21 protein-coding genes are annotated in these 13,112 nt (G+C 59.7%); 9 read left to right on the top strand and 12 right to left on the bottom strand.

Going from position 1 to position 13,112, the window contains the following annotated elements; all coding sequences use genetic code 11:
• Nucleotides 1-9: 9 nt before the first annotated feature.
• The 10 genes from OOT43_RS12100 to OOT43_RS12060 all read right to left on the bottom strand — a co-directional run bounded on the left by OOT43_RS12100 (nt 10) and on the right by OOT43_RS12060 (nt 6,742).
• A complete protein-coding gene (locus OOT43_RS12100) occupies nt 10-426 on the bottom strand; it encodes a gp436 family protein (protein ID WP_266020841.1) in 417 nt (138 codons plus the stop codon).
• The gene (locus tag OOT43_RS12095; protein WP_266020840.1) at nt 423-659 is read right to left on the bottom strand and encodes an HI1506-related protein; all 237 of its coding nucleotides are present in this window, start codon (nt 657-659) and stop codon (nt 423-425) included. Before OOT43_RS12095 ends, OOT43_RS12100 begins: the two co-directional genes overlap by 4 nt.
• A 7-nt stretch (nt 660-666) precedes the next feature.
• Entirely contained in the window at nt 667-1,563 is an 897-nt protein-coding gene (locus tag OOT43_RS12090) for a Mu-like prophage major head subunit gpT family protein (RefSeq protein WP_266020839.1), read from the bottom strand.
• Nucleotides 1,564-1,575: 12 nt separating this feature from the next.
• Nucleotides 1,576-1,992, bottom strand: a complete 417-nt coding sequence (locus OOT43_RS12085; RefSeq protein WP_266020838.1) for a hypothetical protein — start codon at nt 1,990-1,992, stop codon at nt 1,576-1,578.
• Between the two features lies 1 nt (nt 1,993).
• Nucleotides 1,994-3,076 (bottom strand): hypothetical protein, encoded by a 1,083-nt coding sequence (locus tag OOT43_RS12080; protein ID WP_266020837.1) that lies wholly within the window; start codon nt 3,074-3,076, stop codon nt 1,994-1,996.
• A 241-nt stretch (nt 3,077-3,317) separates the two neighbouring features.
• Nucleotides 3,318-4,124, bottom strand: coding sequence for a hypothetical protein (locus tag OOT43_RS12075; RefSeq protein WP_266020836.1), 807 nt, complete (start codon nt 4,122-4,124; stop codon nt 3,318-3,320).
• 19 nt (nt 4,125-4,143) lie between these two features.
• Nucleotides 4,144-4,230, bottom strand: coding sequence for an excalibur calcium-binding domain-containing protein (locus OOT43_RS20595; RefSeq protein ID WP_394358055.1), 87 nt, complete (start codon nt 4,228-4,230; stop codon nt 4,144-4,146).
• Between the two features lie 12 nt (nt 4,231-4,242).
• Complete coding sequence (locus OOT43_RS12070) at nt 4,243-5,385, bottom strand: type I restriction endonuclease (RefSeq protein WP_266020835.1); 1,143 nt, start codon at nt 5,383-5,385, stop codon at nt 4,243-4,245.
• Nucleotides 5,386-5,465: 80 nt separating this feature from the next.
• Nucleotides 5,466-5,966: a hypothetical protein gene (locus OOT43_RS12065; RefSeq protein ID WP_266020834.1), complete on the bottom strand. Its 501-nt coding sequence runs from the start codon at nt 5,964-5,966 to the stop codon at nt 5,466-5,468.
• Nucleotides 5,939-6,742 (bottom strand): XRE family transcriptional regulator, encoded by an 804-nt coding sequence (locus OOT43_RS12060; RefSeq protein ID WP_266020833.1) that lies wholly within the window; start codon nt 6,740-6,742, stop codon nt 5,939-5,941. The genes OOT43_RS12065 and OOT43_RS12060 overlap by 28 nt, the downstream gene beginning before the upstream one ends.
• Before the next feature lie 119 nt (nt 6,743-6,861).
• Here OOT43_RS12060 and OOT43_RS12055 point away from each other — a divergent pair, with 119 nt between their 5' ends.
• Nucleotides 6,862-7,068 (top strand): helix-turn-helix domain-containing protein, encoded by a 207-nt coding sequence (locus tag OOT43_RS12055; RefSeq protein ID WP_266020832.1) that lies wholly within the window; start codon nt 6,862-6,864, stop codon nt 7,066-7,068.
• Between the two features lie 25 nt (nt 7,069-7,093).
• Nucleotides 7,094-7,474 carry a hypothetical protein gene (locus OOT43_RS12050; protein ID WP_266020831.1) on the top strand — a complete coding sequence of 127 codons (381 nt, stop codon included), beginning with the start codon at nt 7,094-7,096 and terminating at the stop codon, nt 7,472-7,474.
• A 77-nt stretch (nt 7,475-7,551) separates the two neighbouring features.
• On the opposite strand, the gene OOT43_RS12045 is transcribed toward OOT43_RS12050, so the two are convergent.
• Entirely contained in the window at nt 7,552-7,797 is a 246-nt protein-coding gene (locus OOT43_RS12045; RefSeq protein ID WP_266020830.1) for a hypothetical protein, read from the bottom strand.
• A 138-nt stretch (nt 7,798-7,935) separates the two neighbouring features.
• On the opposite strand from OOT43_RS12045, the gene OOT43_RS12040 reads away from it, so the two are divergent.
• The 5 genes from OOT43_RS12040 to OOT43_RS12020 all read left to right on the top strand — a co-directional run bounded on the left by OOT43_RS12040 (nt 7,936) and on the right by OOT43_RS12020 (nt 9,683).
• Nucleotides 7,936-8,418 (top strand): helix-turn-helix domain-containing protein, encoded by a 483-nt coding sequence (locus OOT43_RS12040; protein ID WP_266020829.1) that lies wholly within the window; start codon nt 7,936-7,938, stop codon nt 8,416-8,418.
• The gene (locus OOT43_RS12035) at nt 8,408-8,587 is read left to right on the top strand and encodes a hypothetical protein (RefSeq protein WP_266020828.1); all 180 of its coding nucleotides are present in this window, start codon (nt 8,408-8,410) and stop codon (nt 8,585-8,587) included. The genes OOT43_RS12040 and OOT43_RS12035 overlap by 11 nt, the downstream gene beginning before the upstream one ends.
• A complete protein-coding gene (locus OOT43_RS12030; protein ID WP_266020827.1) occupies nt 8,584-8,763 on the top strand; it encodes a hypothetical protein in 180 nt (59 codons plus the stop codon). The genes OOT43_RS12035 and OOT43_RS12030 overlap by 4 nt, the downstream gene beginning before the upstream one ends.
• Nucleotides 8,760-9,089: a helix-turn-helix domain-containing protein gene (locus OOT43_RS12025; protein WP_266020826.1), complete on the top strand. Its 330-nt coding sequence runs from the start codon at nt 8,760-8,762 to the stop codon at nt 9,087-9,089. The genes OOT43_RS12030 and OOT43_RS12025 overlap by 4 nt, the downstream gene beginning before the upstream one ends.
• Before the next feature lie 126 nt (nt 9,090-9,215).
• Entirely contained in the window at nt 9,216-9,683 is a 468-nt protein-coding gene (locus tag OOT43_RS12020; RefSeq protein ID WP_266020825.1) for a hypothetical protein, read from the top strand.
• On the opposite strand, the gene OOT43_RS12015 is transcribed toward OOT43_RS12020, so the two are convergent.
• Nucleotides 9,680-10,785, bottom strand: a protein-coding gene (locus tag OOT43_RS12015; RefSeq protein ID WP_394358011.1) for an IS3 family transposase whose coding sequence is annotated in 2 segments (ribosomal slippage) — nt 9,680-10,527 and nt 10,527-10,785 — 1,107 coding nt in all. Because the reading frame shifts where the segments join, the coding sequence is not laid out codon by codon here. The genes OOT43_RS12020 and OOT43_RS12015 overlap by 4 nt on opposite strands.
• An 84-nt stretch (nt 10,786-10,869) precedes the next feature.
• Here OOT43_RS12015 and OOT43_RS12010 point away from each other — a divergent pair.
• Both OOT43_RS12010 and OOT43_RS12005 read left to right on the top strand, forming a co-directional pair.
• Nucleotides 10,870-11,301: a hypothetical protein gene (locus tag OOT43_RS12010; RefSeq protein WP_266020823.1), complete on the top strand. Its 432-nt coding sequence runs from the start codon at nt 10,870-10,872 to the stop codon at nt 11,299-11,301.
• Nucleotides 11,302-11,304: 3 nt separating this feature from the next.
• A complete protein-coding gene (locus OOT43_RS12005) occupies nt 11,305-13,110 on the top strand; it encodes a hypothetical protein (RefSeq protein ID WP_266020822.1) in 1,806 nt (601 codons plus the stop codon).
• Nucleotides 13,111-13,112 lie beyond the last annotated feature (2 nt).

Genomic DNA, 13,112 nt, shown 5'->3' with positions numbered 1-13,112 from the left:
CGACGCGCTCTAGTAGCCGGCCAGCGTGTCGTCGCTGAACACCCGGTCCGGCGCTTCGGCCTGCGGAACGTCGACGCTGACGGTCGCGCCCGGTGCGAGCTGATCCGGCCCCAGGTGGCTCGTGCCTTCTGATAGGTCACGCAGGAACTTCACCGCGTCGTCGCGGTTCTTCCGGGCGGCTTCGGTCGGATTGGTTTCCTGCAGGGTGAACCAGACCAGCTTCACCGCGCAGTCCCGGATAGCCGGATCGGGCGCCAGCGGCACGGCGTAGCGGTGGCGCACGTAGCTGTCGATGATCCCGTCCGCCTTCGCGATGGCCTCGGCTACGACGTCCGCATCCGCCACACTGTCGTGGTCGCGATCGGCCAGCTGCAGGAACTCGACGGCCGAGACCTTTTCCAGGTCGGCTTGGGTGCAATAGCTCATGCCGCGGACCCTGTGGGAGCGGCTTTGCCGCGATGCGGCTTGAGCGGCGCCGGATCGTCTGCGGCGGATTCCGATGCCTCATCGTCCAGCACTTCGACGATGAGCATGTTTTCGGCCTGGAGCTTCTTCAGCTCGCCTTCGTCGAAACGATCGAAGGGGTAATCGATGGGTTCCGCCGGGTGGGCGATGCCACAGCGGCGGAATCCGGCGCGTCGTGCAGTGATTCGGATCATGGTTTGCTTACCCCAGCTGCGGCACGACCACGAGCTGCGCGGTCTTGTACCAGATGTTGGTTTCACCGCCGGAGACCAGCTCCTTGTTGAGCAGCGCGAGCGCGGCGGCTTCATTGGTCGGGCCAACGACTAGATGAGTGACATGCACAGGCAGCGCCGTCCCGTCCGGCCGGCGCTGAGTGCCCAGCGCCAGCCGGCCTGCCTGGTAGTTGGTGGCATCGAGCGCGGCTTTGGAGGCATAGGCAAGCTGATAGAAACCGAAGCCGCCGTTGTAGCGGCCGTCCACACCGAACCGGAACTGCCGGTTCATGAACACGTTGTCGTCGGTCTCGTTGGACTGATTGACGAACTTCACGGTCGAACGGTTCTGGAACACCAGCGGCTTCATGAAGCTGCGCGAGAGGTCCATCAGGAACCAGGGCGAACTGGCACCGGCCTGGTAGTTGCTCCAGGAGGTTTCCGTGCCGGCGGCGTCGTAGCCCAGATGGTCGGTGTCGAAGAAATACTGGCCGTCCATCGCGAGCGAATTGAATCCGCTCAGCAGCACCTGCCACATCAGTTCGTCCGGGTGGCGTTTGGCGACCTCGCCCTGCATCGAGAAGCGGGTGGAATACAGGCCCAGTTTGTCGTCATCGATGTCGTCGCGGTCGACGCCGACGGTGTGCTCCCAATGTTTGTTGATGATCTGGTAACCGATCATCTCCAGGTTGTGGATGACGCGCTGGCCGATCCATTCCCGCATGCCGGGCAGTTCTTTCATCCAGCCGTAGTTTTCCAGGGCCGACTGGGAGGGAACCTCCATCGCGATCAGGGGCCACTGGGCCTCGGCGGAGTTGAAGCCCTTGAGGAAGGCGGCATTGAAGCCGTTCTGGAGGGCTTTCAGGGTTTGCGGCGTGATCTGCATATGTGTCTCCGATTACCAGCCCAGACCGATCTGGACCCAGACGCCGTCGCTGTCGACGGCTACGATTTGGCCCGCGCGGGAGCGGGTGTTGGTGCCGTTGGTCTTGGCGACGGTCTGGTCGTCGACGATGTAGCAGTCGGCGCCGACGTCGGCCTGCGCGATCAGATCGCCCGCGGCGCTGTTGGCGAACTTGTAGATGCCGCGCTTGACCCGCGCCTTCTTGTCGCCGGCCGCACCGCCGGTGTTGTCGACGCTCTCTTCGAACCGGCCGGCGGCGACCAGGGTGGTTGCGGTACGTCCGGGCGCCGCGTAGCCGGCATCGATGACGGCCAGGCCGCCGAGATAGCATTTGGTGTTGGCCTTGACCGGCAGGTCGAAGACGTCGCCGATCCGTTCTTTGGTGTTGCGCTCTGCTGCCAATGCGGTCATGTCACGCCCCCTTCTTTGCCGCCAGGTACTCTTCCGCCGTGAGGTTCAGCGCCTCACAGGTCTTCCGCTCGTCTTCCGACAGGCTGATCTCGTCACCCGTGCCGGCACCGCCGCTGAGCTCGCTGAATTCGATGGTTTTCGGCAGGCGACGGCTCAGGAAGGACTTGAGCCAGGCGCTGGATTGCGTCGTGACCGTTTCCTCGCCTTCGCTGAATTCCAGCGTCGCTTCGCCGTCCAGGCTGGCCATGAATTCGACCAGGCCCGCCTTGTCCGCCGGCGGCAACTTGCCGGCCTGCACCAGGCTTTCGGCGAAATCGGCATGCGCCTGCCGCGTCGCCGCCGCCTCGCGGCGTTGCAGTTCGGCCTCGCGGCGGGCAATTTCCGCCTCGCGTTCGGCCAGATCGGTGGTTTGAGCAGTCATCGTGGGCGTTACCTCGGGTTGAGATTCTGAAAAGGCGGGCTGGGCGCCGGCATCCTCGGCGGCGGCTTCGGCCACTTCCTGTTGAGCGGCTTGCTCCAGGGATTGCACGTCGTAACCGGGGATCACCCGATCGGCGGTGTCCTGGCCAAATTGGCCGATGAGCCATTCGCGCAAACGGCGCCACAGGCCGGCGTTGGTCACGTCGTCCCATTCGCTCAGCTCGATGACGCCTTCTTCGGAATCGGACAGGGAGGCTTCGCGCAGGCCCTTCACCGCCGGCGGCATGGCGCCGAGAAATCCGAGGTGGCGCGGATAGAACACGCCCGGTTTCGGATTGGCGGGAGAGTCAGGGAGGTAGACGGACAGGCTGACAGAGCGGAATTTCTTACTGCGCACCATTTCGGCGAACGCCGGATCGACATCGCCGGGCACGGACAGCAGGCGCTGGGTGTCCGGCGAATAGCGCAGGGCATCGACCCAGCCGTAGGCCGGATCGTCGTGTTTCGGGTGCCCGGCGACGATCGGCGCGCGGTAAACCGCTGGATCGTAGGCCGCCGCCATCGCAGCAAGATCGGATTCGGAAAACTCAACGACCTGGCCGCTCATGGCCGTAAACCGGCCGGGCTTGAGGGATTCGATGGGTTGAGGTGTGGTCTGGCTCATGGTCCGTAGGTTACGGACCGGAGCCGAGAGGCATCAGGCGGAAACGTTTCCGCCTGCTTGGCAGAAGGGAGAAAAGGAGCTGTTAACCGGGTTAAGAGTGGCTAGAGTATACGGCGCGGCAAGGGCCATCCCAAACACCGCGTTCCAAATCCTCGAAAGCCGTTCGAGGCCGAGCAACGCTATCCGGTAGGCATAGGGCGCGCATAGCAATCAAATGAAGCCACACGCGCCCCTCGTCGGATTACTTCTTCGTGCCCACGACGGTGATCGTTACTTTCTCTCCGGCATTGATCGGTATCCCGTCACAAACGAAGTTGCCAGGTCCGGGCAGCTGCCGAGCAGGGAATTTCTTTCCATTCTTGCGCTGGCAAACCACTTTCTTGATGTCGATGTCATATACGTCCGCTTGCGGCTTGTCGTATATGGGGGCCGGGGTCGGCTCGGGTGTAGGATCTGGTGTGCCCGTAGGCGCCGGCGTCGGACATGGTCCGAGAGTAGGCGCTGGAGTTGGGTTGACTGTGGGCGCAGGAGTTGGAGCCACAGTCGGTTCAGGGGTCGGGGTCGGAGCCTGAGTCGGAGATGGAGTTGGGGAAGGTTCGGGAGTGGGGTCCGGCGATGGCGCTGGCCCAGCCGGCATATCAATCGATTGAGTCTTGTCCAGCTCATCGACAAAGATTTTCCCGCCGAGCACTGGATTAAACGGCGCGCCATTGCGCCGGTCGACCATCCGGAAGACAGCATTGATATACAACGTGCCGCAAAACGTGTCGTCGCTCTTGTTCCGTAACGCGACGTTGTACTGTGATCCATCTTGCACGAAAGTGAAATTCTGGCTACAGACGTGAGCACTCGGCAAGGGGTCTGCTTCCATCCACAGATTCCCGTTCTCCCACCAGAAATAGGCGTCAAACGGGTCTGACTCGTTATCGCCAAAATGTAATCTCTGGTAGATCGCGTCAAAGGGGTGGGTCGTTGGAAACGTTGGTCCGGCGGCATGTGCTGCGCCTAGAAACACGCAAAGGAAACCCACTACCAGGAAGCTTTTCATCGTCTCTCCTTATTTTTTCTTAACGGCAAATCGACTCGCAAGGCACGCCATCATGATCGCGATCCAGCCGCGACAGGCCACATTGCTCCAGGTTGTCTTTGCTCATTCAATGTACTCCCTACTTTTCCTTCTTAAGCTTGAAGTTATCGTCATCCTTGCAATACGCCAGGGCGTCAAACAGCAGTCCGGAGATGCGCATCAGGTATTCAGGCTTATCGAGCAGGATTTGATTCCCAGACCCAATTTCCAACCCGGCCCGCTCGATCTCGCTGCGATGCTGGGGAGTCAGCGGCACAATAAATTGCACGACCGGGCGACGCTTGTTTCCTGTGTATCGTAGGAGCCAACGATTAACTTTGTTCGAATACAACACGGAGAAATAACTTTCCGTGTCTTTCCCGGACAACGGCTCTCCCGCCAGAAGGTCAAGCACGATGCCGAGCAGAGCCCGCTCTGCCGCTGTAGTGACAATCTTGCTATTGCTCGGGTCAATGATGTCGTCGTCAAAGCTATCGGTGGACTGCGGCGTTGCGGACGGCTCCGGCAAGCTTGGCGCTGAAAGACTGTTGACCACCATATCGCTCATGGTCTGCGCGACGGCCTGTTTCACGATCGGCGTGATTTGTTCGAGGAATTTCGCTGTCAGTGTGCGTTGAATTGTCGACTTGCCAGCGACATAGCGCACGAAATCGGCATCCCCTTCCAGTACGCTCCGCTTAACGACGGCCTTGAATGCGGCGAGGAATACACTTTCCTCCGCAAGAGTCCGTAGTGCTTCGGGCTGAAACCGATCGTGACGGAAGCGGCCAAGCTGCTCCATGTCGGCATCGCGCAAGCTCGAGAAGTCCACCGTCAGGAACGGCTCTTTGTCCATCACGTTCTTGTCGACCAGATCCGTGAAGTAACGCCATTCCCGACCGTTGGTGATCGCGGCAATGGTCACTTCCGGCGTCGCATTGAAATAACGGGACAACTGCGGCGCATGGTTGCTCAGGTTTTCCGTATAGCTCTTGGCCTCGATGAACATCACGGGTACGCCATTACAGAATAAGGCGTAGTCCACCCGCTCATTTGCCTTCACGCCAGGAAAATCGGCGGCAAATTCCGCTTTTACTTTTGTGGGGTCATAGGGACTAAAGCCAAGAACGTCCAACACCGGCAAAATTAACGCCTGTTTGGTGGTCTCCTCGGTGTCGCAGTGAGGCCCTACATTCTTCACGTGCTCCACATGCTGCAACATCCGGCTACGAAATTCGCTCACTTGCTTCTCCTTCCAGCGGTCAAATTCACTTCGTCATTTCAATTTCTTGCGTCATTCTGGCGTCCGCCTCAATGACGTGCTTATCGCATTTTCCGGTCTACGAATATTCGGCAGCTGCATTCGAGCCAATCACACGGCGGTGTGTGATGTTCCCAGAATTCATTCGTGTAATGCTCTACTCGTCCATCGGCAGCCCGACACTCTGGCCGGGGCTCAAGTCCGGCGCGAAACAGCAAATAGGGCGTTCGTACGATGACGTGGCTGATTTGATCTGCAGTTCGTAGCGCACCGGAGACGCGCTCGATCCGGCTGTAGAGCATCTTGCACATCTCTTTGAATGTCGGCGTGACGCCTTTCGATGCTTGGTGGGCAATAAACTCGGGCCATTCCCACGTCCCCTCGGGCAAACACTGCTCGATGATCGAATAGGTACGCTTAGGATCGTTGCGATGTTTTTCAAACTGTGGCCACAAGCCCTCCAATCTGGCTCGATCCACGATCAGCTGATCGGCGATTTTCCAGAATGCCTCTTCCAGATGGTTCATTTCTTTGTCTACAGCTTGAATCGTCCAAATTTCCATGGGACTACTCGCCCAACCACGCTGAGCCGCTGGGCATCTTCCGAGGTGAGAATCTCTGGTTCGTAGGCCGTGTTATCCGATTTGATGACTACAGTGCCATCCAGGCGGAGCTGAATCCGTTTGATGAGTAAATTCCCCTCGTACTCGATGACATAGACATCGCTGTCCCGGATTTCCGACAGAGTACGATCCACGAGGATCACTTCGCCATTGAGCAGGGTCGGCTCCATGCTCGTGCCACGCACGCCGATCAGGCACAGCTTATCGGGCGACACGCGTAGGACCTCACGTACCCATGCTGGGTCAAACGCCACGTATTCGATGACGTGCTCGGTGTGGTTGACCGCTCCACCGCCAGCGCTTCCATGGACGTCATAGCGCGGAACCATGACGACTGCGGAAGTCGGAAAACGTTCTTCCAGCACTTTCTCGATGTCGGCCGCCGACAAGTTCGAGTCAAACACCTTCCGATCCAAATCGGCCAGCATCTCCCTGTCTAATCCGGAACGTTTCAGGACCGCCTCCACTACGACATCTCTGGCCTGCCCGACGCCCTTGAGCTTTTCAGCAATCTCCTTCTTCTCTCCGGTAAGGATGTAGTTCACGTCGGCACCGACCGCCGCTATTGCTGAGAAATAGTGCCCATCCGGACACCTTTCGTCCGATTCATAACGAACTTGGGCGCGCCGTTGGACACCTCCTTTCTCGGCAAACTCCTCTTGGCTGAACCCAAGAGCTTCGCGTTCTTTGCGTAATCGAAAACCAATAGTGTCCATATGAGCGCATAGCCTATTGACAAAGAGTCCGTACGGACTCATCATCTATCGCACAAAACGCGCACATCAAAAGCGATGAGCGCGGACGTTCTCGCAAACCAAACCACAGGAGCAACCCTATGGCTCTCTACACGCCCGAACAGCTACGCAAGGAGCTGGACTCCAAAGGCGTTACCGTCGAGTCCTTTGCCAAGGCGAAATCATTGGATCCGCGTCTCGTGCGCGATCTGCTCAACGGCCGCATCCGCGGACGCCGAGGCAAGGCCCACGATCATGCCGTCATCATGGGTCTGAAGGACGGCGAAGTTAGCCAGCACGCCGCCTGATCCGCCTCATTCAGCAGGACCCGTCATGACCAACCTGTCTCCCCTCGAAAAAGCCCAGGCGGCTATGGCCGAAAAGCGTGCCGCCGGTGAAATCGAACGCCTTAGCCCCATCGAAAAGGCGCGCCGTAACCCGGCTTCCTTGCGCTTGGCCATCAACGGCAAATGCTGGGACTGCGTCGGCTGCGGTGTTGATCCCAATCCTCGCAAAGCCATTGGCCAATGCTGCATCTCAGACTGCACGCTCTGGCCGGTACGCCCTTATCAACGCATGGCTGAATCCGACAACGAATCGGCGCCCGAGGAGGACGATGCTGACGCGTCCGTAAATCCTGGCAAACACATTTATGCCCCAACGCCAGAAACAAACAGTCAGGCGCCTAGCACTGAGGGCCCTCAAGCCGATTAAACGCTGATTTCCTTGCTTAACGACACTTGGAGCAATCATGACCATCAACCCCTGGGGTTTCATCCCCGACGCCGCAATTATCGGCCGTGAATACGACGCTCGCGCATCGCATCCAGCTCGGCCGCCAGTTCGCGCACCGTCCGTTTCGTCTCCTCCAGGTGTGGCTGCTCGAAACACAATTCCCCCGCGATCCGATGTAGGCCCGAAGTGAAGCGGGAACCGTCCATGGCTCTGCGATTTTCCAGCTCCGCAACCAGGCAAAGGAAAGCAGCACCCAGGCCTTCAATACGGCCGGCCAGTTCTGTGAATTCGGCGGTGTTCATGATCGAGCCCCTGTCTGCGTTGAAGTGCGGACATTCTCGGCAGACGCAACGAGATTGCATAGAGGGTAAAAGTTTTTTTGTTTCGGCGCACCGCCTGATGCGGTGTTGGGAAAAATAAATATTTTTCGGGTCTTGACAGTGCGCAATCGAAATTGGTCACGAGTACAGCCGCTGAACGCTCTGCACGCGATCAAGCTGTGCAACCAGTACGCCCGCGACAAACGCAATCTGTCGATCCCTGGCATCGAGAACAAGATGGGTGTCAAGGCCGACAAGGTTTACGACTGGCAGTCCGACGGAAATTTACCGGTCCGGCTGATCCTGAATTACGAGGAGGTTTGCGGCGTCCATTTCATCAGCCGATGGCTGGCGCAATCCGCCGGCTACATGACGATCCGGGTGCCTACAGGCAGGAAATCGCAGGCGCGAGACATCAACTCGCTGCAAGAGCTGCTGACCGAGGCGGTGGGCCAAATCATCAAATTTGCCGCAGGCAAAGCCGAAGCGAATGACGTGCTCGGCGCGATTCAGACCGGCATGGAGGCCCTGGCCTGGCACCGGGTAAACGTAGAGAAGCACCAACAACCCGAATTCGATTTCGGAGGCGACGATGAGCATTAACGAGGAGAAGGAATTGATACGCCTGAACATGCGCAAGTACGCGGCCCTGGATGATCTGGACGAGGCACGGCGGAAGCTGAGCGAGGCTCAGCGGGAGTATGCCTGCAAGCGCAAGGCGCATCAGAAAGCGGTCCAGGAATACCTCGACTACGCGGAGCGGCGGGTATGAGCACTAACGGCATGAATAAATTGATGCGCCTCAAGGCGCGCAAGCAGGCCGCCAAGGCCGCGGCCCAGCAGGCATGGAAAAGGCTGGCTGCAGCGCAGCGTGAATACGAGCGGCTGGACAGCGCGCGTATCAGGGCAGCCATTGAATACCGCGACTACGCGGAGCGGCAGGTATGAACGAAAAGATCAAGAACTCGCGGCGCAAGAAAACCATCGAGTCCGGCGCCCGCATTCTGCGGGTGCTCAAGATGCTGAAGGGGCACACGCTGACCGGTCTCTCTAACACAGAGCTGGCCAAGGCGCTGGGCGACTCGCCCTGCAACGTCAACCGGGCACTGAACACGCTGATTGCCGAAGGGCTGGCGGTGAAACTGGACAACGGTCGATTTGCCCATTCGGTGGGCATGCTGCAGATCGCCCAGGCCCATGCCGATCACGTGACCAAGTTGCAGGGTCGGATTTTGGAGCTGAATCAGCGCATCGCTGCTGGCGCTAGCTATTGATGTCGGATTTTCAGATGTGCGTTCAAACGCACATTTGCGTTCAAACGCAATTTGGTTTCGTCCACCGCATTGGAGCAATAGAGATGAGATTTGTAGTTGAAATTCTGAATGGCATAGGGGGTTGAGATGGGACGCGAGAAGCTGCCTGAAACCGAAATGCCCAATCTGCCGGCACTCCCCGAAGAACAGCTCATAGCAAACCACAATCGGGCTGTGTTGGATGCCGCCGAAACAGACAGGCAATACGGCGACATTCTCCCGTATCAGCTGGATCGGGTGACCCAGGAAATACGATTTCTGCTGAATCAATCCGCCGAAGCCATGCTGGAAGCTGGGCGGAGATTGATTCAGATCAAAGACCGCGAACCCCGCGGCGAGTTCATGGATGCAGTTCAAAAAATTGGGATCGACCAGTTCGTCGCGTCGAAGCTGATTCGGGCCGCTCGCAAATTCTCAAATTTGCGTTCAAACGCAAATTTGATGGCTCTCGGCAAAACCAAGCTGATCGAACTCGCGGTGCTGGACGAGGACGAGATCGACGAGCTCGCCAACGACCAGGAGGTGCGAGGTCTGGTGACCTGCTCCCCGATTTAGTCCGAAACGGACATAGAGTCTGCGGTTAAAAATGTGTCTGCAAACTGATCTGGCGTCAGGTAAGCCAACGAACTGTGGGGGCGTTGCTCATTGTATTCCCGACGCCACTCCTCAATGACTTGGCGAGCATGGCACATCGAGACGAACCAATGCTCGTTCAGGCATTCATCCCGGAATTTGCCGTTGAAGCTTTCGATGTAGGCGTTCTGCTGTGGCTTACCTGGCTGGATGAAGCTCAAGCACAGTCCTTGGCTATCGGCCCATTCATCCAAAGCCTTGCCGGCAAACTCGGGGCCGTTGTCGACGGTGACTGATTTGGGCAATCCGCGGATCTCTGCCAGCCGTTGCAGCACACCGACTACACGTCTGCCAGGCAGCGAAGTATCGACTTCGATGGCCAAGCACTGCTTCGTGAAGTCATCGACGATATTCAGGCACCGCAGCCGCCGACCATCGGCCAAACCGTCCGAAACATAGTCCATAGACCAACTCTCGTTAGGCGCCGATGGCGCGACCTTGATTTGGCGCTCCACGCCGGCAATGCGCTTCCGCTTTCGTTTGCGGACCATCAGGCCGGCCTCGTGATACACGCGATAGGTGCGCTTTCGGTTGATTTCCCAACCCTCTCGGCAAAGTAGCACGTGCAGCCGGCGATACCCATAGCGCCGCTTCTGCGCTGCCAATTCGCACAGTCGTTCCTTGAGCTCCTGGTCTACTGGCCGCTTAGCTTCGTAGCGATACAGCGACCGAGAAATACCGATCAGCCCACAAGCCCGCGTGACGCCCATCTGGTGCTTTGTCATCAGATGGGAGACCGCCACCCTCTTGGCTTGTGGGCTTACCACTTTCGGCCTACAACCTCTTTCAACGCAGCATTGTCCAGCATCGCCTCCGCCAGCAGGCGCTTGAGCCGGGCATTCTCGGTCTCCAGTGCCTTGAGCCGCTGCGCATCCGACACTGTCAGGCCGCCGTATTTCGCTTTCCAGTTGTAGTACGTCGCCTCGCTGAGCCCGTGCTTGCGGCACAGCTCCGCTACTTTTAGGCCGGCTTCGGCTTCCTTCAGGATGCCAATGATCTGTTCTTCGGTGAAACGCTTCTTCATGCTGCCTCCTATCGAGGCAGACTCTACATCACGACCGGACTAATCTCGGGGAGCAGGTCACTGGAGCTCGATGAAATTGCCTGCATGTCCGTCCGCGAGCTGCGCCTAGCGCTGCGCAAGAAAGACGAAGACCACGCCAAGGCGATCGAAAAGCTCAAGACCGCAGATGCCGGTAAACAACGGCTGCTGGAGTCCAAAAACCTGCAGATCGACGACCTGCAACAGAAGTTGATAGAGCGCGAAAGCGCGGTCCCGAGCTGGCCGGCGGTGGTCAACGGCATCAACCTCGACGTGACGGTCGCGGCCGGAGAGACGCTGCAGGGATTCGATCGGCTCACCCGGCAGTTGGAACGCATCCTCACCGTCGAGCTGCCGGGCGAGCCCGCCGACCACGATGCGGCGCTGCGCATGATGGCCGTGCACCTGTACGACCTGGCCGACCAGGTGATGCAGGCGGCTCAAGGGTTTGCCGATGCCTGCGAGGCAAACCTCTCCGGATACAAAACACTGGGGTAACCCATGGCCATCGTCGAACCGTATTCCGTCACCCTGTTGGACCAGTTCCGCGCGTTGGCGCGTCGGCTGGACGCGGCGCCGCACCGGCAGCGGGGCGAGTTGATCCAGGGCTTTCTGGCCGAGCACGGCTGGGCCGATGCCAACCGGGTGTACCGGGGGCTGCGCAAAGTGGGCTGGAGCAGCGGACGCAAGACCCGCTCGGACGCGGGCTCCACGGCACTGGACGAACAGGTGTTGCGTGAGTTGGGCGCGGCGATCCGGCCCGGCATCCGCAAGAACGGCAAGGTGACGATGGAGGTGCCGAACGCCATTTCGCTGATGGCCAGCAATGGCCGGGCGATACCGGTCGGCGCGAGCCGGGTGCGGACGCTGTTGCGGCGGGCGCACCTGGATGCCCGGTCGGCCGCGCTGGACACACCGCATGTGCCCATGAGCAGCCTGTACCCCAACCACGTGCATCAGACCGACCCCTCGCTCTGCCTGCTGTATTACGCGCCCAATGGCGAGCAGCGGGTACTGCGCGACGAGGAAATCCACCGCAACAAACCCGCCTGGGTGGAGCGGATCGGCAACCTGAAGTGCTGGCGCTATGTGCTGACCGATCACATGTCCAGCGTCGTCATCGTTCGCTACTACCAGGCCAAAGGTGAAACGCAGACCAATCTCTACGATTTCCTGCTCTACGCCTGGCGCCAGCTCGATGCGCTGGGCTGCCCCTTCCATGGCGTGCCCGAGCTGCTGGTATGGGACAAAGGATCCGATGCCGGCGGCGCCATCCACAACGCGCTGCGCGCCCTGCAAGTGGAGACCTGGGCGCATGCCCGCGGCCAGGCGCGGGCCAAGGGCCAGGTGGAATGTGCCAACAACATCGTCGAAAAGCTGTTCGAAAGCCGGCTCAAATTCGAGCCGGTGCGGAACGTGGACGAACTCAATACCGCAGCGGAGGCGTGGTACCGGGCGTTCAACGCCAATGCGATACCGCACTACGACTCGCGCCTGAAGCGTATCGGCCTGGCTCAACCGCAGGCCCGCTATGCGCTCTGGCAAACCATCCGCCAGGAGCAGCTGCGCACGTTGCCGGATGACGAGCTGTGCCGCTATCTGCTGACGGCCGAGCCGGAGCCGCGCAAGGTGCGGGCGACCGGCGCCGGGGGGCTAACCGTCAGTTTCCGGCACCCGTCTGCGAAACAGTCCCTAGTGTACGACCTGTCCGGCATTGCCGGCGTGTTCCGGGACATGACCGTCACGGTCAGCCCGCTGGTTTATGGCGCCAACCAGGTACTGGTGACGATCGCGGATTACAAGGGCGATGAGCAAACCCATGTGATCGATCCGGTGGCATTTGAGCAGACGAGCGGATTCCGCGCCGATGCGCCGGTGTTCGGTCAGGAGTTCCGCGCGCTACGGGATACCCCGATAGAAGAGGCGGCAAAAACGGCCGACCGCACCGCGTATCCGGGACGATCGGACGAGGAGATCGAAAAGGCCAAAGCCAGGAACGCGGCGCCCTTCGGCGGGCTGAATGCACACTCTCACCTGCGGGAGGTGTACGTGCCCGAGTACATGAAGCGGCGTGGCGAGGTGGTGGAAGTCGCTCACCCGGTGCGGGTGGCGGAACAGATTTTGACGGTGACGGATATTTGCGCGCGGCTCGCCTCGGTCATGGGCCGAGGCTGGCGGCCGGAATATTACGCCGCCATCAAAGACCGGTGCCCTGAAGGCGCGCCGGAACGGGAACTGGCAACGCTGCGGGCCTGGCTGGAACAGCCCGCAGAGGCGCCGGCAAGGCCTGCGTTGCGGGCGGTTTGAGA

The sequence above is a fragment of the Methylococcus mesophilus genome, assembly GCF_026247885.1.
GTDB classification, from domain to species: domain Bacteria; phylum Pseudomonadota; class Gammaproteobacteria; order Methylococcales; family Methylococcaceae; genus Methylococcus; species Methylococcus mesophilus.
Note: the sequence above shows the minus strand (reverse complement) of the source record. Positions and strands in the feature narration are given on the sequence as shown.